Here is a 16,772-nt window from a genome sequence, read left to right as displayed (position 1 = left end):
AACTGCCGGGCGAGCAGTCAGAGAAGCAGTGGCAGTACGTGCGCGGTCCCCGCGAGGGGAGAACGGAGGGGCGAACCGCCATCGGGATCGCCCGGGCGGAGGTCTTGAGCCCGGGTGCCGCAGGACATCGACAGTGAGGTCGTCTCCGGTCAAGCAACCGCGATCCCCGCAGGCCCGACGCCTTTCGAGTCGGGCAGGCGGAAACAGAAGGCCGGCCCCGTACTGGCGTCGGCAGATGGTGTAGAAGTTCCCTCGGGGCCCTGGTGCCGTACGGCGCCAGGGCCTCCACATGTTTCAGAGAGAGGTGCAATGACAGCAGAGAATCCGACAGGCCCGCTCGGCGGGCACCTGGACGACGACGACTACCCCGCCTACACCATGGGCCGTGCCGCCGAGATGCTCGGCACCACCCCGGGCTTCCTCCGCGCCATCGGCGAAGCGCGCCTCATCACGCCGCTCCGCTCAGAGGGCGGCCACCGCCGCTACTCCCGCTACCAGCTGCGCATCGCGGCCCGCGCCAGGGAGCTCGTCGACCAGGGGACCCCCGTCGAGGCGGCCTGCCGCATCATCATCCTCGAGGACCAGCTCGAGGAGGCCCAGCGCCTCAACGACGAGTACCGCCGTGCCGCCGGGTCGTCCGGTCCACCGACGGCGGACTGAGCCGAGCGGGCCCGCCGTTCCCGGCGGCCCGTGCGTCCGGCCGTGTCCCGCCCGCCGGCTGTCGTCATCCGGAAGTTCCCCAGACGCCCACGCCCATGGTGTGGGCGTTTTTGCTGCGCGATCCGCTCCGCCGGAAACGTGGAGCCCGGGCTGCCAATATCTGTCGCGGCGGTGCGAGGATTTAGCGGTCCATGCGGAGAGGGTTTTTGGTGCGGCGGCCAGGGTGAATTGATTTCACGTACGCGGACCGCTACGGCGTGCTATTGTCGATCTCAGTTGCAGTTGTGGTTCCCAAAACTCAAGTGCGTCCACAGTCGGTCTTCGGGTCGCATGGGGGCACTCTGTATTTCCGGGTTTGATTTCCGGCCGGGGCATCATCGCGGCGACACGGTGTCCGTCCATTGCGGATGCCGGTGTACTGCCCCAAAGGAGATTTGACATGGCATCCGGTACCGTGAAGTGGTTCAATGCAGCAAAGGGTTTCGGCTTCATCGAGCAGGATGGTGGCGGCGCCGACGTGTTCGCCCACTTCTCGAACATCGCCGCACAAGGCTTCCGTGAGCTGACCGAAGGCCAGAAGGTCACCTTCGACGTCGCGCAGGGCCAGAAGGGCCCGACGGCCGAGAACATCGTTCTCGCCTGACGCTCACGCACCATTTGTAGCTGGGGCCCGCATCCCTCGGGGTGCGGGCCTCAGCTGCGGACACTCTCCCGCAGCGGTTCACCTGCCGGTCACCTCCGCTCGACGGCACCTCAATTCGTGCCCGCGTCGACGCAGATATTCTGCGGCCCAGGCTCGATTTCTCATTCCATTCGGTCCGTTCTTGCGATTCCCCGCGATGTTCTTCCGCGGCGGAAATTCCTTGATGCGTGCCGTATCAAGGAAGGTTCTGAATGAACCCCACACGTACCAACCGTTCGTCCCGCAACCCGCGCCGCACCGGCGGTGCGGGTTTCGCATATGCCGCCGGCTCGGGTCGTAGCAGTCGCCTCGGTTCGTCCGCCCCGAGCCGTTCGGGAGGTCCGAGCCGTTCGGGCGGCTACGGCCGGCGGTCCGCCGCGACGCAGGGTGAATTCGCCCTGCCGAAGACGATCACGCCCGCACTGCCGGCCGTCGAGGAGTTCGCGCACCTCGACATGCCCCCCGAGCTCCTCGCCGCGCTCACCGCCCAGGGAGTCTCCGTCCCGTTCCCGATCCAGGGCGCGACCCTCCCGAACACTCTGGCGGGCCGTGACGTCCTGGGCCGCGGCCGAACCGGATCCGGCAAGACGCTGGCCTTCGGTCTTGCCCTGCTGGCCGGTACCGCCGGGCAGCGCGCCGAGCCCCGCCAGCCGCTGGCGCTGATCCTGGTGCCGACCCGTGAGCTCGCCCAGCAGGTCACCGATGCCCTCGCCCCCTACGCCCGTGCGGTCAAGCTGCGTATGGCCACCGTCGTCGGCGGCATGCCGATCGGCAGGCAGGCGAGTGCGCTGCGCGGCGGCGCCGAGGTCGTCGTCGCCACCCCCGGTCGGCTCAAGGACCTCATCGACCGCGGCGACTGCCGGCTGAACCAGGTCGCGATCACCGTCCTGGACGAAGCCGACCAGATGGCCGACATGGGCTTCATGCCCCAGGTCACCGCCCTCCTGGACCAGGTCCGCCCCGAGGGCCAGCGGATGCTCTTCTCCGCCACCCTCGACCGCAATGTCGACCTGCTGGTCCGTCGCTACCTCACCGACCCCGTGGTCCACTCCGTGGACCCCTCCCAGGGCGCGGTCACGACGATGGAACACCACGTACTGCACGTCCACGGCGCCGACAAGCAGCGGATGACGACCGAGATCGCGGCGCGCGACGGCCGAGTGATCATGTTCCTGGACACCAAGCACGCGGTGGACCGGCTCACCCAGGACCTCCTCAGCAGCGGAGTACGCGCGGCCGGCCTGCACGGCGGCAAGTCCCAGCCCCAACGCACCCGCACCCTGGCCCATTTCAAGACGGGACACGTCACCGTCCTGGTCGCCACCAACGTCGCCGCCCGCGGCATCCACGTCGACAACCTCGACCTCGTCGTCAACGTGGACCCCCCGACCGACCACAAGGACTACCTCCACCGCGGCGGACGCACCGCCCGCGCCGGGGAGTCCGGCAGCGTCGTCACCCTCGTCACCCCGAACCAGCGCCGTGACATGACCCGCCTCATGGCCGCCGCCGGCATCACCCCGCAGACCACCCAGGTCCGCTCCGGTGAGGCAGCGCTGAACAGGATCACCGGCGCCCAGGCCCCCTCCGGCGTCCCCGTGGTCATCACCGCCCCGGCGTCCGACCGGCCCAAGCGCGGCACGGCCCCCCGCGGCCGGCGCGGCTCCGCTTCGGCCGCCCGGCGCGTCACCGGGCGGCGGACCTCCGTCGACGCGGCGGCCTGACACCACGTGATCCGCACCCTGACCCACCTCTGCAGGAGGCACCTTTTGACGCTGGTCCAGATGCAACCCCGCACGGCCGTCGCCGACCCCGGGCACCGGGCGGCGGACGACGCCCAGGAGACCGCCTCACCCCAGGTCTCCGACGACATGACGGTGGAAGTGGCCCTGTCCGTCATGGCCAGTGCCCGTGCGCGCCATCTGCGGGTCTGCGACGACGACGGCCTGTGCACCGGGGTGGTGACCCCGGCCCAGCTCGCCGCCGTCCGCGACGGCGCCGCGTACACGGACCGGGTCCGGCTCCGCGACGTCCTCGGTGACCGCGCGCCGGCCACCTTCCCCGTGACCATGACGGCCGGGGCCGGAATGCGCCACCGCCGACTTGACGCCCTCCCCGTCGTCGACGGACAGAGCAGCGCTCCGGGCGTCCTCGCCCTCGCCCGCTGACCGCTCCCCCCGCCCCGCGTGCAACCGTCCCGATTCCTTCTCCCTGTGAGGCCCCATGCGCTGCGTCATCGCCCGCTTCCCGTTCGATCTCACCAAGAGCGGCGTCCTGGAATCGATGAAGGGCATCAAACCCGAGCCGGTCCTCGGCGAGTCCGTGACCATCGGCCGCCGTACCTACCCCGTCAAGCAGGTCGGTCAGGTCATCACCCGCCAGGACCGCCGCGACTTCAGCGCCGGCGAAGTCGTCCGGGCCATGACCCAGCTCGGCTTCACCTGCCGCGGCATTCCCCGGGCCGCCGCGCCCACGCGCGTCCTCACCCCTCTGCAGCAGGCATCCGCGATGCTCGGCACCCCGGTGGCCGTCTGAGCGGGGGACCCGTTTCCGGCGGCAGCGCCGACGACTCCAGCCCAATGAACAGGACGACCGGATGGACATCCTCCGCAGGAACAACGTAAAGGTCATCGGATCACCCGGCAGGCAGGTGGTGGTGCTGGCGCACGGGTTCGGCTGCGACCAGAACATGTGGCGGCTCGTCGCGCCCGCGCTGGCCGGGGAATTCCACGTGGTCCTGTTCGACTACGTGGGTTCGGGCGGCTCCGATCCATCCGCGTGGAGCGACCAGCGGTACATGTCGCTGGACGGCTATGCCCGTGACGTGATCGAGGTCTGCGAGGCCCTGGACCTGGAAGACGTGGCTTTCGTAGGGCATTCGGTCAGCTCCATGATCGGAGTCCGCGCGGCGGCCGTCGCCCCCGAGCGGTTCTCCTCCCTGGCCATGGTCGGTCCGTCACCGCGCTACATCGACGACGACACCTACCGCGGCGGCTTCAGTGCCGAGGACATCGACGAGCTGCTGGAGTCGATCGAGTCCAACTACCTCGGCTGGTCCGCCGCCATGGCGCCGGTGATCATGGGCAACCCGGACCGTCCGGAGCTGGGGGAGGAGCTGGCCCACAGCTTCTGCGCCGCCGATCCGGCCATGGCCCGCGTATTCGCCCGCACCACGTTCCTCTCCGACAGCCGCGGCGACCTGAAGTCGGTGACCGTGCCGACGCTGGTGCTGGAGTGCGCCCAGGACGCGATCGCACCGCGAGAGGTGGGCGCCCACGTCCACGCGGCCATCCCCGGAAGCCGCCTGGTCACCCTGGACGCAACGGGTCACTGCCCCCAGCTCAGCGCCCCCGAGGCCACCACGTCGGCCATCCGCACGTTCCTGCGGGAGCTGCGGTGATGGGCCGCACGGCCCAGAACCCGGAGCGGCCCGAGGGCGAAGAGGAGGCCACCAACGCCGTGTTCTCGTCGCTGCTGGAGGACACCGCCGAGGAACTCTACGAATCCGCCCCCTGCGGATACCTGTCCACCCTGATGGACGGCACCATCGCAAGGATCAACGGGACGCTCCTGGGCTGGCTCGGCCTGACACGCGAGGAAGTCGTGGGCCGCAAACGCCTCACCGACTTCCTCACCGTCGGCGGCAGGCTCTACCACGAGACGCACTTCGCCCCCCTCCTGCGCATGCAGGGAAAGATCAGCGAGATCGCGCTGGAACTCAAGGCGCCGGGCGGCCGGCGACTCCCGGTCCTGGTCACCTCCACCCTGAAGACCAGCAGCGACGGCGAACCGATACTGATCCGCACCACCGTCTTCGACGCGCGACAGCGCCGTGCCTACGAAGGCGAACTGCTCCGCGAGCGCCGGGCGGCGGAGGAGGCACGCCGCCGCGCCGAATCCGACCGGGAACGCCTCCGGGAAGCACTCGCGGTGCTCCAGCAGAGCCTGCTCCCGGCCGCCCTGCCCCCGGTGCCCGGAATGGAGGCGGCCTCCTACTACCACACGGCCTCCGTCGACCGGCTCGGCGGAGACTTCTACGACTTGTTCCCCCTGGACGACAAGCGGTGGGCGTTCTTTCTCGGTGACGTCTGCGGCAAGGGCCCCCAGGCCGCCGCCGTGACCTCCCTGGCCCGCTACACCCTGCGTGCCGCAGCACTCCACGACCGCGACCCCACAGCCGTGCTCACCACCCTGAACACCGTCCTCCACGAGCGGTTCACGAGCGGGGACCCGCGCTACTGCACCGCGATCTTCGGCGTGCTGGAACCCGACACCGCCGCCGGAACGGTTGCCGTGCACCTGGCGTCCGGCGGCCATCCCCCCGCACTCGTCGTGCGCGCCGACGGCCGGGCCGACTACCTGCCCACCCCCGGCGGCCTCCTCATCGGAATCCTGCCCCACCCCCACTTCACCCCGGCCGGGACCATCCTCGGCCCGGGCGACACCCTGCTGCTCTACACGGACGGCCTCACCGAAGCCCGCGTCGGCACGAACCGCGAGCTGTACGGGGAGGAAGCCCTGCGGGCCTTCACCGCCGGCATCGCCCAGGCCGGGGCACATGAGCTGGTCACAGCCCTCACCGGCCTGCTGGACGGCTTCGGCGAAGGCCTGGACGACGACACGGCGCTGCTCGCCCTCGGCGTGCCCCGCCCCCTCCCCGTCGCGCGAGAGTACGATCCGACATGAGCGCCCTGACGATCACCATCCGAGAAGCCGGCCCCGGCCCCGTTCTGGAAATCGCCGGCGACCTCGACTACGACCAGGCCCCCCGCCTCCGACAGGCGGTGACGACCCTCAGCCTGGAACCAGGACAACGCCTCGTCCTGGATCTGTCCCGCATACGGTTCTGCGACTCCAGCGGTATCACCGCCCTCATCGTCGCCCGGAACCACGCCGTCGCCGCCCAGGCCGACATCGTCCTGGCGGCCGTGCCGGACAACACGATCCGTATCCTGCGCATCGTCGGTCTCGACCGGGTCTTCACCATCCACCCCGATCTCGACTCGGCCACAGGACACCGGCCGACCACCTGAGGCGAGGCCGGGAGAAATCCGGGCACCGAGCCGCACGTTCATCGCGCGCTTCCGGGTAGGCGCTCCATGGGCACCTCCGGCACTCGCAGCTCCAGTCATCCGCCGCCGCCCCCCAGGTACGGAAAGTGGCCTCTGATCATGAATTCCTCGCAGACGGTGAGGCCGCCCCCGCCCCCGCCCGGGCGCGCGGAGCCGGGAAGCGACTTCGCCCGCCTCTCCAGGAAGATCCAGGCGGCAGGCCTCATGCGGCGGCGCCCCGGCTACTACGCGTTCCGCATCGCCGCCGTCACAGGCCTCTACCTCATCGGCTGGACGGCCCTGGTACTGATCGGCGACAGCTGGTGGGCGCTCGTGACCGCCGCGTTCCTCGCCTTCGTGTTCGGCCAGGTGGCGCTGCTGGCGCACGACGTCGCGCACCGTCAGGTCTTCCGGCTCCGAAAGCCCAGTGAGCTGTGCGGACGCATCGCCGGGAACCTCGGTATCGGCATGGGCTACGGCTGGTGGCAGGACAAGCACACCAGGCACCACGCCAACCCCAACCACGAGAACCTCGATCCCGACCTGGATCCGGACATCTTCGTCTGGACACAGGACCAGGCCCGTGCGGCCACGGGACTGCCGCAGCTCCTGGGCCGACACCAGGCATTCCTGTTCTTCCCGCTGCTCACACTCGAGGGCTTCAACCTGCACGTCTCCGGTGTACGGTCGCTGGCCGACCCCGGCCTCAAGGACCGCGTGTGGGAGGGAGTGCTCCTCTTCACGCACGTCGCGCTGTACCTCGGTGTGCTGTTCGTGGTGCTGTCGCCCGACAAGGCGATCGCGGTCCTCGTCGTCCACCAGTGCCTCTTCGGCGTCTACCTCGGCTCGATCTTCGCCCCGAACCACAAGGGCATGCCGGTGCTGAAGGGCGCCGACCGCCCGGACTTCCTGCGGCGCCAAGTGCTGACCTCCCGCGACGTGCGGGGCGGGCGCATCACCGACGTAGTGCTGGGCGGCCTGAACTACCAGATCGAGCACCACCTCTTCCCGAGCATGCCGAGCCCGCACCTGCGCCGGGCCCAGGCCATCGTCCGCAGCCACTGCCGGGAACTGGGCGTCAGCCACCTGGAGACCAGCCTGGTCGGCTCCTACCGGCAGACCCTCGCCAGTCTCCACGACGCCGGCGCCCCGATCCGCCGTCGACCGGGCCGGCCCCGGCTCACGGGCGGGTCGCGTGGATGATCCAGGTCGCCGATGCGTAGCGGACGCCCTCGGCGGTCTCGTGCGCGGTGAGGGTGGCCCTCAGATCGTCGACGGCGCGACGTCGGCCGTCGTCGTCGAGACCGTCGAGCATCCAGCCGTGCAGGCCGAGCGTGAACCGCTCCGCGTCGGCCGCGTCCTCACCGAACCACATCTCCTCGCCGTGCGGCTCCAGCCGGACGTCCGTGAATCCGGCGGCGCCGAGAACGGCCCGTACCCGGTCGGGATCGGCCAGCGAGAACGGCCCGGGGGCGTCCGGCGGCGGCCCGGTCATCGGCCGTCCGGCGGCCAGGGCACGGGTGAACGCGAGGAACCACTCGTTGCCCGCCGCCTCCTGCCAGACCAGCTGCACGAGGCGTCCGCCCGGCCGCAGCGCACCGCCGATGTTGCGGAACGCGGCGACCGGATCCGCGAAGAACATCGTCCCGGTGCGGCTGACGGCCACGTCGAACGATGCCGCGGGGAAGGCGTGGACCTGTGCGTCGCCCTGTACGAACTCGGCGTTGTCCGTCCCCTCGGCCACCGCCCGCTGCCGTGCCACCCGCAGCATCTCCGCCGACAGGTCCACGCCCAGTGCCCGGCCGCCGCTCGCCCGCCGTGCCGCGGCGCGGGTGGTCTCGCCGGTGCCGCAGCCGACGTCCAGCACCCGGTCGGCGGCGGCCACGTCGGCCGCGGCGAGGAAGTGCGCGAGATAGGGGCGGATCGCGCGGTCGAACCGGTCGGCGTGCTCCGCCCAGTACGCGCCTTCCCGGCCGTCCCAGGCGCCCGCCTGCTCGGCGTTCGCGGGATCGACCCTAAGAGTGCTGCTCACGGCCACCACCTCCTGTGCTTTCGGACCGACGGTCCGGACCGTCAGGCGAGTGGCAGGCTCTGTTCGGACCAGACGGTCTTGCCTCCCATGGTGTAGCGGCTGCCCCAGCGGTGCGAGAGCTGGGCGACGATGTACAGGCCGCGGCCGCCCTCCTCGGAGCTCCGCGCGCGCCGCATCCTCGGCTGTGTGTTGCTGGAGTCCGAGACCTCGCAGGTCAGGGTGTCCGCCCGGATCAGGCGGAGCCGGACCGGGCCGCCGGCGTGGCGGATGGCGTTGGTGACCAGCTCGCTGACGATGAGCTCGGTGCTGAAGGAGAGCTCGTCGAGGTCCCAGGCGGTCAGCTGGGCCAGGACGAGATGGCGCGCGTCGGCGACGACCGCCGGGTCGGGGTCGAGCAGCCACGTCGTGATCGAGTCGGCTTCCACCGCCCGGGTACGGGCCAGCAGCAGGGTGACGTCGTCCCGAAGCCTGCCCGGTGGCAGGCCTGCCACGATGTCGTGCCGGGCCTCGCGCAGCGGCCGGCCGAGCACGTCCGAGCGCAGCAGCCGGTCCGCCAGGTCGCGCATGCCGTGGTCGATGTCCCCTTCTCCGCGTTCGATGAGGCCGTCGGTGTAGAGGGCGAGGACGCTTCCGGGCGGCAGCTCGCGTTCGACCGGTTCGAAGGGCCAGCCGCCGACCCCGAGGGGCGGGCCGGGGCTCAGTTCGACGTACTCGACGGTTCCGTCCGGGCCGACCACGGCCGGCGGCGGGTGGCCCGCGCTCGCCATGACGCAGGTCCGGGTGACCGGGTCGTAGACGGCGTACAGGCAGGTGGCACCCGCCGGTCCGGAGGGCAGCGGAATGCCCGCGTCGCCGTCGTCCGGGTCGCCGTTCTCCGCCTCGGAGGCGAACTGCAGGACCATGTCGTCCACGTGCGCCAGCAGTTCCTCGGGTTCCAGCTCCAGGTCCGCCATCGCGCGAACGGCGCTGCGCAGGCGTCCCATCATGGCCGTGGCGTGCAGCCCGTGACCGGCGACGTCCCCGACCACCAGGGCGACCCGGGCCGACGACAGGGGGATGACGTCGAACCAGTCGCCGCCCACTCCGCTGTCCGCGTCGGCGGGCAGGTAGAGGCCGGCGGCTTCCAGCGCGGGCTTCTCCGAGGTGGCCGGCGGCAGGAGGCTGCGCTGCAGTCCCACTGCGGTGCGGCGTTCCTTGGTGTACCGCCGCGCGTTGTCGACGGCGACGGCCGCGCGGGCGGCGATCTCCTCCAGGAGGGCGAGGTCGTCCTCGTCCGGCGGTGCGGCGTCCCCGGTGCGCCAGAGCGTGAGCCTGCCGAACCTGATGCCCCGCGCGCACAGCGGAGCCGTCATCGCCGAATGCGCGTCCGGGACGGTCGTGGCCCATTCCGGGGGCGCGCCGTGCCCGGAGCCCGGGGGCGGGTCGCCGAGGCCGGTGACCAGCTCTCCCCGGCACTCCCGCGCCCCGGGGGCGGCGAGCGGCGCCGCGAACTGGGCCGTCCCCGTGCGCAGGGCCTCCGATTCCGTTCCGGCGACGGCCATCCGGATCAGGGGCAGCGTGAGCTCCCCGTCGGCGGGCGGTTCACCGCCGGTCAGCACGGTCTCCGCGAGGTCCACCGCGACGCAGTCGCCGAACGCGGGCGCCAGGACCTTCACCAGGTCCTCCACGGTGCGCAGCACGGACAGCGAACCGCCCAGCGCTCCGGTCGCGCGGTACAGCAGGTCCAGGCGGCCGCGCGCGCGTTCGTGGTCGGTGACGTCGGTGAACACCGCCGCCACCCCCATCGGGTGTCCCTCGGGTTCCTGGAGCCGGAACGCCTGGATGGTGACGATCCGGCCGCCTCTGGGGTCGTCGAGGGTGCGTACGGTCGCGTTGAAACCGACCAGGGGGGTGCCGCTGCGCACGACGTCCCACAGCCGGTCGTCGATGGTCCGTGCGTCCTCGGCCCACAGGAAGTCGGCCAGCCGCCGGCCGCGCAGGTCGACGGGCACCCCGGTGTACGGCAGCAGGTGCGAGTTCGTCCGCAGCAGCCGCAGGTTCCTGTCGAAGACGGCCAGGCCCACCCGGCCCTGCAGGAACAGTTCGTGCGTGAAGGCGTGGTCCTGCCGCCACCGGGCTACCAGGTCCAGGGCCGCACCGAGTACGAGGAACCGGGCCGTGTCCCCCCGTGCGCCGTCGTTCAGCGGGAGGACGCGGAAGCCGATCTCCAGCTCGCCGCCCGAGCCGTGGCGCAGTGTGGCACGGCCCTCCCAGCCCTCCCGGCCCTGCGGATCCCCGGGCCTGCCGCACTGGGCCAGCACCGCGTCCCAGCCGCCCGCGTCCGCGAGGAGGTCCCGGGCCGGCCGGCCGCACACGTCGGCGGACCGCCGCTCCAGGAGGGCCTCGGCCGCCGCCGTCCAGGCGACGACCGTCCCGGTGCCGTCCAGCAGTGCCGCGGCCGTGTTCGTGACAGCGAAGGGATAGTCCTGGTTGCTCTCGGTGGCGCGCATGCGTGCCCATCTCGTCCGCCGGTCCCGCTGTTCTCATGCTGGCCGATGTCCGCGGCGGGAGCCAGAGGCGTTGCGCCGTCCGGTGCCGGGTCCGCCGGGGCGCGTTCCGCTCCTGCGCAGGGGAAGGACCGTTTCATCATCCCGCCGATCGGGTTCGGGTGGCGCCATGGCGGGGGAGGCCGTGCCTGCGGCCCCGCCATGGCTCGGATGACGGCCCCGAATCCGGCCCGGGCGGTCAGTTCACGCGTTCGACGCGGGCTCGTCGGATCAGGTTCTTGCCGGGTTCTCGTACCTTGTCGAAGGCTGCGTTGTTGAGGAGGACGCAGCTGCCGGAGGGGCCGTTGACGGTGACGGTCGTGGCCTGGCCGTTGTCGAGGTTGGTCACCTTCAGCTTCGTTCCGACGGGGAAGTTTCCGCTGGTGGCCGCCGGCGGACCCGCTTCGCCCGACAGGGTCACCGTCGACCCCGGGCACACCACCTGACCGGTGGCGGGCGGTGCCTGGGCGCCCGCGGCGGCGGAGGGGCTGGCAGCCGTGGCCGGCGCGTTGCCGCCGCCCACGCGTTCGACGCGGGCTCGTCGGATCAGGTTCTTGCCGGGTTCTCGTACCTTGTCGAAGGCTGCGTTGTTGAGGAGGACGCAGCTGCCGGAGGGGCCGTTGACGGTGACGGTCGTGGCCTGGCCGTTGTCGAGGTTGGTCACCTTCAGCTTCGTTCCGACGGGGAAGTTTCCGCTGGTGGCCGCCGGCGGACCCGCTTCGCCCGACAGCGTCACCGTCGACCCCCGGCACACGACGTCGGGGACGGAGGCGTTGCCGGTCGCCACGGTGGCGATGACCCCTCCGGTCACCAGGGTTCCCGTGGTGACGGAGAGCACGAGCTTCTTCATAAAACTCATCGTTCGTTTCCGGGACATGGACACTCCTCGATCCGATGGACGCTGTCTCCCTCGTCCTGCATACGCCCGAGGTCGCGCGCGGGTTCGGTTCTTGTCGCTGCATTACAAATCCGGCGGTGGGGAGGGTTCGCGTGCTCTCGGGCGCATGCCGCGCATGGTTCGAGGCCTGCGGAGCGCGTGCGAAGTCGCAGGTGGAAGGTGCGCCGCCCGGGGTGGTCGAGGCGGGTGCGCTCGCGGTGGCGCCCTCGATCGGCGCGGAGACCACAGGCGGCCTTAAGGGCCGCTTGAACCGCCCTTAATGTTCGGCCGGACCTCATGGGCACGGCCTCTGGACACTCAGGTCGTTAGGTGCCATATTACTTGCATGGCGGAGAACGGGATCGACGGCGAAGCACCCACGCTGGACCAGGCCAGGCGGCAGGTCGAGCACTACGGCCTGGACGCCGACCCGCAGGCGGTGCTGGTCGCGGTGAGGTTGATCTCGGCGGGTGCGCGGGTCGGCCGGGCGGCCGAGGCGCACTTCGCCCGGTTCGGCCTGTCGACGGGCCGCTACCGCCTGCTCGCCGACCTCGAGGACCACGGCGGGGAGAAGTCGCCTTCGCGGCTCGCCGCCGACCTCGACGTCTCCAGGGCCACGGTCACCGGCCTGCTGGACGGCCTGGAGCGCGAAGGTCTGATCGCCCGGCGCCCGTCCGCGGAGGACGGCAGGGGTACGGTCGCCATCCTGACGGCGCGCGGTGCTCGGCGCCTGCGGGACATGGCGCCCGACCATTTCGGGCGGCTGGAGGCGATGGTGGGCGGGCTCTCCGTCGAGGAGCGTACGGTGTTCCTCGATCTGCTGGCCCGTGTGGTGCGCGGCAGTGAGGCCCTGGCCGCCGACTGATCCGCCGACTGATCCGCCGACTGATCCGCGGATCGATCCGCGGATCGATCCGACGCCCGGCCCGTCCGGCCCCGCCCCTGCGGGCAGGGCCTTTTTCTCGGGCCGATAGTTAGGTGGCTAATTATTTTGCCGGGGCAGCTTGCTCGCCCCGCCTGAGCGAGAAAGGGGCCACCATGCCCGCAACGAAGGACAGGGCCGGCCGCGGCCGTGCGACGCCCCGGCCGTTCGCCCTGTGGCGCGAGGTGCTGACCGCCTACGCCGCCCCCGCGCTGACGGCCGGCGCCGCCGCCGTCGCCACCGGGCAGCGGGATCTGGCCGTGGCCGCCGTCACCTCCATCGCCGGTACGTCCGCGGTGGTGGCGTTCCTGGTCGGCGCCTGGCTGCGGAACGGGGGCCGGCCCCGACGGTGGACCACCGACCTGCCGAGGGCCGTCGTGGCCGTCGTACTGGTGGTCGCCGCCGCCGGAGCTGCGGCGCTGCTGGGGTGGTGCGCCGCCCGGTGGCTGCCCGCGCACACCCTCGTGCCCTCCGGCGTCCGGACGGACCGCCTGCGCGTCGACCTGCCCACGTCCGCGGCGCTCGCCACCGCCGTCGTCACCCTCCGCTGGCGAAGCGCCCTCGCCCGCTAGACCGTCTCTTCCGGATCTTGCCGGGCCGACAAGATCCGGAAGTGGCGGCCCAGTGCTGTGACCCGGTGAACCCTTCCGGTCGCAGCACCAGACCACCATGCAACCCACCGGCAAGAGAGGACACCCGATGATCGTCGTCATGGGAGCGACCGGAGCGACCGGCAACGCCGTGCTCCACAGCCTCCTCGCGCTCGGCGCACCCGTCCGCGCGCTCACCCGTACCCCGCACCGGCCGATACCCGGCGTCACCGACGCGCACCGCCCGACCCTGGAGGTCCGGTACGCCGACGCCGCGGACCCCGACTCGCTGCGCACCGCCTTCGAGGGTGCGAGCCGCCTCTTCCTCGCCATGGCCAACGGCCCCGCACAGGTGGCATTCGAGACCCGCGCCATCGACATCGCCGCGCAGACCGGCATCGGACACGTCGTCAAGCTCTCCGCACCCGCGGCCGAACCCGACTCCCCGGTCGCCGTCTCCCGCGGACACCATGCCGTGGAGGAACGCCTGCGCACGCTCGGGATGCGGCACACCGTCCTGCGTCCCTACGCGTTCATGCAGAACCTCCTGCGGCTGGCCCCGGCCGTCGCCCAGGGCGTGATCCTCGGCGCGATGGGCGAGGCGCCCTGCAACTACGTCGACTGCCGCGACATCGGCGACGTCGCCGCCGCCGTGCTCACCGGGCCCGACATTGCGGGAGGCGCCCACGTCCTCACGGGGCCGGAAGCCGTCTCGCACCCCGAACTCGCCAGGCGGCTCAGCGTATTGACCGAACATCCGATCCGATATGTGGATCTCGCTCCGGACGAGCTGCGCGACCACCTCGTCCAGCGTGCGCAGATGCCCGCCTGGCTCGCCGAGCACGTGACGGAGATCCAGCAACTCGCCGTCGCCCGACCCGAATGCCCCACCGGCGACGTCGCGCGCATCCTCGGCCGCCCGCCCCGGACCCTCGATGCCTTCCTCCACGAACACCGTGACCGTTTCCGCAGGTAGACCGACGGGCCCCGGGGCAATACGGGTGAACCATGATCATGATGTTTGGAACACCACCCGGGAACGCTCGGACACCGAGATCGTCCAGCCGACCGAAGCCTCCTGGATCGACGCGCGGTCCGCACGCCGGCGCACCGAAGGGCTCCGGCCGTGTCCGTTCAGACGGGGCAGGGGCGGTATTCGAGGGCGAGCTCGCGGTCCACGGCGTAGCTGGTGCGCTTGGCGGCGTCGGTGACCTTCTGCCAGGAGCCGTACTTCGCGTAGAGCTGGTCGGCGGTGGGCCCGAGGGGGTTGCCGTACTTGGCCGTGTTGCGCTCCTCCAGGATCCGGACCTCTTCCGGGGACATGCCCGCGCGGGTGATCTCCTTCGCCTGATTGCGCATGTCGACGAGCTCCCGGGCGATCTCCTCGTCGGACGCGCCCGCTTCACGCATGTCGGCCTCGGTGCGGTGCATGGCCTCCAGCAGGTCGTGGTAGCGGATCCGGGTCCGCTGCGCCTCGACCTTTTCGTCCATGGGCATGACACGGATGCGGCACACGACCGGATCGGTGCTGGGGCAGGGATCGTCCGCCCGGACCGGCGGGGCCAGCGGTGCGGTGATGATCGAACCGCAGGCGTCCGCGGCGGTCACGGCGGCGGTGCCGCCGGTGGCCAGCAGGGTGACGGCGGCGACGAAGGGAAGGAGGACGCGGCGGGGCAGGGTCGAGGAGAGTCGCATGCGCGCATCCTCGACCTCGGCTCGGCGTCGGCAGCGCCGGGCGCGTCCCGCTCACCCGAAGGTGGGCAGGCGGAGCGTTTCACCATCCCGCCGAACGGGCCCCCGGCCCCGGACCGACGTGTCGACGGGGCCGTCGAGGAGACCGGGCCGGCCCTCGCGGCCCGTTCTACGCGCGTCGGATCGCCCGGAGCCTCGTCGGAACCGCCAAGCGGGCACGCCTGCGACTGGATCATCGGCCACACCTGCTCCCAGAGCGGAATCAATCACTCCCATCCCGGGAGATGATTCCGGCCACCGGGCCGCAGGGCACCCCCGGCAGGGTGCGCCGTGCGCGGCAACATCCAAGCGACATCAGGGGAATACGCTCGTGCGACGAAAGATCTTCGGTCCGGCCGCCGCCGCGGCCGTACTCGGCCTCCTGCCGCAACTCTCCGGATGCGGTGCTCCGGACGGCGGCGCGGGTGACAGCGGCACGCTCCGCCTGGTGGCCGCCGAGTACGGAGACACCCCGGCCACCAGTTCCAAGACCTACTGGGACAAGGTGACCGGCGCGTTCACCGACGCCAATCCCGGTATCAAGGTCGAGGTCCGGCTGTTGCCGTGGGCCGACATCGACCGTGAGGTCTCCCGCATGGTCAAGGAGGGCGAGGCACCGGACGTGGCGCTCATGGGCTCCTATTCGGACTTCGCCGCGCAGGGGAAGCTGTACTCGGCCGAGGAACTCCTCTCGGTCGGCGCCGAGGCGAACTTCCTCCAGCCGCTCGCTGACGCCGGCACCTTCGACAACCGCCTCTACGGCCTGCCCTTCGTGGCGAGCAGCCGCCTGCTCTTCTACAACGAGGCGCTGTTCACCAAGGCGGGCGTCAAGGAGGCCCCCAAGACCTGGTCCGACCTGAAATCCGCCGCCAAGGCGCTCAGGGACAAGGGCGTGAAGTACCCGTACGCCCTGCCGCTGGGGCCCGAGGAGGCGCACGCCGAGGCGCTGATCTGGGAGCTCAGCAACGGCGGCGGCTACGCCGACGGGCGGGGCAGCTACAGCCTGGACTCCGAGAAGAACATCCGGACCTGGCAGTGGGTCAGGGACAACCTGGTCACCCCCGGCCTCGTCGGGCCCACCGCACCGTCCAAGCTGAACCGCGCCGATGCGTTCGCCGCCTTCCTGCGGGGCGAGGTCGGCATGCTCAACGGCTATCCGTCGCTCGCCCACGAGGCGGCCGCGAAGGGCATCGGCGTCGGCACCGTCGCCATGCCGGTCTCGGACTCGCTGGGCAGTGGGGAGATCCCGCCCACGGTGGGCGTGGCCGACTGGATGGTTGCCTTCAAGCAGAACGGCAAGCGCGCCGAGATCGGCACGTTCCTGGAGTTCGTCTACCAGGACAAGAACCTGTCGGACTTCGTGGGCCGTTACCACCTGCTGCCGGCCACCGCCTCCGCTGCACGGACCCCGGCCGGCGGCGGGCTCAGCCGGACCGACGAGGACTTCCTGAACGCCCTGCGGACGGCCCGGCTCTACCCGGTGAACGACCCGTCCTGGGTGACCGTCAGCGACACCATCAAGCGCAACATCGGCCGCGCCGTCGAGCCGGGAGGCGACCCGAAGGCAGTCCTGGAGGACATGGCCGAGAAGGCCGAAAAGGCCGCCGCCAAGACCTGACCCCTTCGCCCCGCGACGCCTTCCCCCTCCCCAGCCATTCCGTCTTGCTAAGTACCGGTAGTCAGTAGCACTGAATAGCTGGGG

General features: G+C 71.2%; 17 protein-coding genes. 13 read left to right on the top strand and 4 right to left on the bottom strand.

Annotated features, from left to right (window positions below):
• Positions 1-309 precede the first annotated feature (309 nt).
• The 9 genes from OHA91_RS04695 to OHA91_RS04655 all read left to right on the top strand — a co-directional run bounded on the left by OHA91_RS04695 (position 310) and on the right by OHA91_RS04655 (position 7,596).
• Positions 310-660, top strand: a complete 351-nt coding sequence (locus OHA91_RS04695) for a MerR family transcriptional regulator (protein ID WP_266494964.1) — start codon at positions 310-312, stop codon at positions 658-660.
• Positions 661-1,099: 439 nt separating this feature from the next.
• Positions 1,100-1,303 (top strand): cold-shock protein, encoded by a 204-nt coding sequence (locus tag OHA91_RS04690; protein ID WP_266494965.1) that lies wholly within the window; start codon positions 1,100-1,102, stop codon positions 1,301-1,303.
• A 251-nt stretch (positions 1,304-1,554) separates the two neighbouring features.
• Positions 1,555-3,066 carry a DEAD/DEAH box helicase gene (locus OHA91_RS04685; RefSeq protein ID WP_328738663.1) on the top strand — a complete coding sequence of 504 codons (1,512 nt, stop codon included), beginning with the start codon at positions 1,555-1,557 and terminating at the stop codon, positions 3,064-3,066.
• Positions 3,067-3,111: 45 nt separating this feature from the next.
• Positions 3,112-3,510: a CBS domain-containing protein gene (locus tag OHA91_RS04680; protein WP_408059152.1), complete on the top strand. Its 399-nt coding sequence runs from the start codon at positions 3,112-3,114 to the stop codon at positions 3,508-3,510.
• A gap of 55 nt (positions 3,511-3,565) precedes the next feature.
• Entirely contained in the window at positions 3,566-3,877 is a 312-nt protein-coding gene (locus OHA91_RS04675; protein WP_266494971.1) for an SCO5918 family protein, read from the top strand.
• A gap of 61 nt (positions 3,878-3,938) precedes the next feature.
• The gene (locus tag OHA91_RS04670) at positions 3,939-4,742 is read left to right on the top strand and encodes an alpha/beta fold hydrolase (RefSeq protein ID WP_328738662.1); all 804 of its coding nucleotides are present in this window, start codon (positions 3,939-3,941) and stop codon (positions 4,740-4,742) included.
• Positions 4,742-6,028: a PP2C family protein-serine/threonine phosphatase gene (locus tag OHA91_RS04665; RefSeq protein ID WP_328738661.1), complete on the top strand. Its 1,287-nt coding sequence runs from the start codon at positions 4,742-4,744 to the stop codon at positions 6,026-6,028. The genes OHA91_RS04670 and OHA91_RS04665 overlap by 1 nt, the downstream gene beginning before the upstream one ends.
• The gene (locus OHA91_RS04660) at positions 6,025-6,375 is read left to right on the top strand and encodes an STAS domain-containing protein (protein WP_328738660.1); all 351 of its coding nucleotides are present in this window, start codon (positions 6,025-6,027) and stop codon (positions 6,373-6,375) included. The genes OHA91_RS04665 and OHA91_RS04660 overlap by 4 nt, the downstream gene beginning before the upstream one ends.
• A 138-nt stretch (positions 6,376-6,513) precedes the next feature.
• Entirely contained in the window at positions 6,514-7,596 is a 1,083-nt protein-coding gene (locus OHA91_RS04655) for a fatty acid desaturase family protein (protein ID WP_328738659.1), read from the top strand.
• Here OHA91_RS04655 and OHA91_RS04650 read toward each other — a convergent pair.
• The 3 genes from OHA91_RS04650 to OHA91_RS04640 form a co-directional block, all read right to left on the bottom strand.
• On the bottom strand, positions 7,574-8,425 hold the full coding sequence (locus OHA91_RS04650; RefSeq protein WP_328738658.1) for a class I SAM-dependent methyltransferase: 852 nt from the start codon (positions 8,423-8,425) through the stop codon (positions 7,574-7,576). The two genes, OHA91_RS04655 and OHA91_RS04650, sit on opposite strands and share 23 nt — an antisense overlap.
• Positions 8,426-8,466: 41 nt before the next feature.
• Positions 8,467-10,914 (bottom strand): ATP-binding SpoIIE family protein phosphatase, encoded by a 2,448-nt coding sequence (locus tag OHA91_RS04645; RefSeq protein ID WP_328738657.1) that lies wholly within the window; start codon positions 10,912-10,914, stop codon positions 8,467-8,469.
• Between the two features lie 235 nt (positions 10,915-11,149).
• The gene (locus tag OHA91_RS04640) at positions 11,150-11,800 is read right to left on the bottom strand and encodes an RlpA-like double-psi beta-barrel domain-containing protein (RefSeq protein WP_328738656.1); all 651 of its coding nucleotides are present in this window, start codon (positions 11,798-11,800) and stop codon (positions 11,150-11,152) included.
• 373 nt (positions 11,801-12,173) lie between these two features.
• On the opposite strand from OHA91_RS04640, the gene OHA91_RS04635 reads away from it, so the two are divergent.
• The 3 genes from OHA91_RS04635 (at position 12,174) to OHA91_RS04625 (ending at position 14,315) form a co-directional block, all read left to right on the top strand.
• The gene (locus OHA91_RS04635) at positions 12,174-12,692 is read left to right on the top strand and encodes a MarR family winged helix-turn-helix transcriptional regulator (protein ID WP_328738655.1); all 519 of its coding nucleotides are present in this window, start codon (positions 12,174-12,176) and stop codon (positions 12,690-12,692) included.
• A 173-nt stretch (positions 12,693-12,865) separates the two neighbouring features.
• A complete protein-coding gene (locus OHA91_RS04630; RefSeq protein ID WP_328738654.1) occupies positions 12,866-13,321 on the top strand; it encodes a hypothetical protein in 456 nt (151 codons plus the stop codon).
• 139 nt (positions 13,322-13,460) lie between these two features.
• Positions 13,461-14,315 (top strand): NmrA family NAD(P)-binding protein, encoded by an 855-nt coding sequence (locus OHA91_RS04625; protein WP_328738653.1) that lies wholly within the window; start codon positions 13,461-13,463, stop codon positions 14,313-14,315.
• A 158-nt stretch (positions 14,316-14,473) separates the two neighbouring features.
• Here the strand turns inward: OHA91_RS04625 and OHA91_RS04620 are convergent, their stop codons facing one another.
• Positions 14,474-15,034 (bottom strand): hypothetical protein, encoded by a 561-nt coding sequence (locus OHA91_RS04620; RefSeq protein ID WP_266494998.1) that lies wholly within the window; start codon positions 15,032-15,034, stop codon positions 14,474-14,476.
• Between the two features lie 367 nt (positions 15,035-15,401).
• On the opposite strand from OHA91_RS04620, the gene OHA91_RS04615 reads away from it, so the two are divergent.
• Complete coding sequence (locus tag OHA91_RS04615) at positions 15,402-16,688, top strand: extracellular solute-binding protein (RefSeq protein WP_266495001.1); 1,287 nt, start codon at positions 15,402-15,404, stop codon at positions 16,686-16,688.
• Positions 16,689-16,772 lie beyond the last annotated feature (84 nt).

Source organism: Streptomyces erythrochromogenes, assembly GCF_036170895.1.
Lineage (GTDB): Bacteria > Actinomycetota > Actinomycetes > Streptomycetales > Streptomycetaceae > Streptomyces > Streptomyces erythrochromogenes.
Note: the sequence above shows the minus strand (reverse complement) of the source record. Positions and strands in the feature narration are given on the sequence as shown.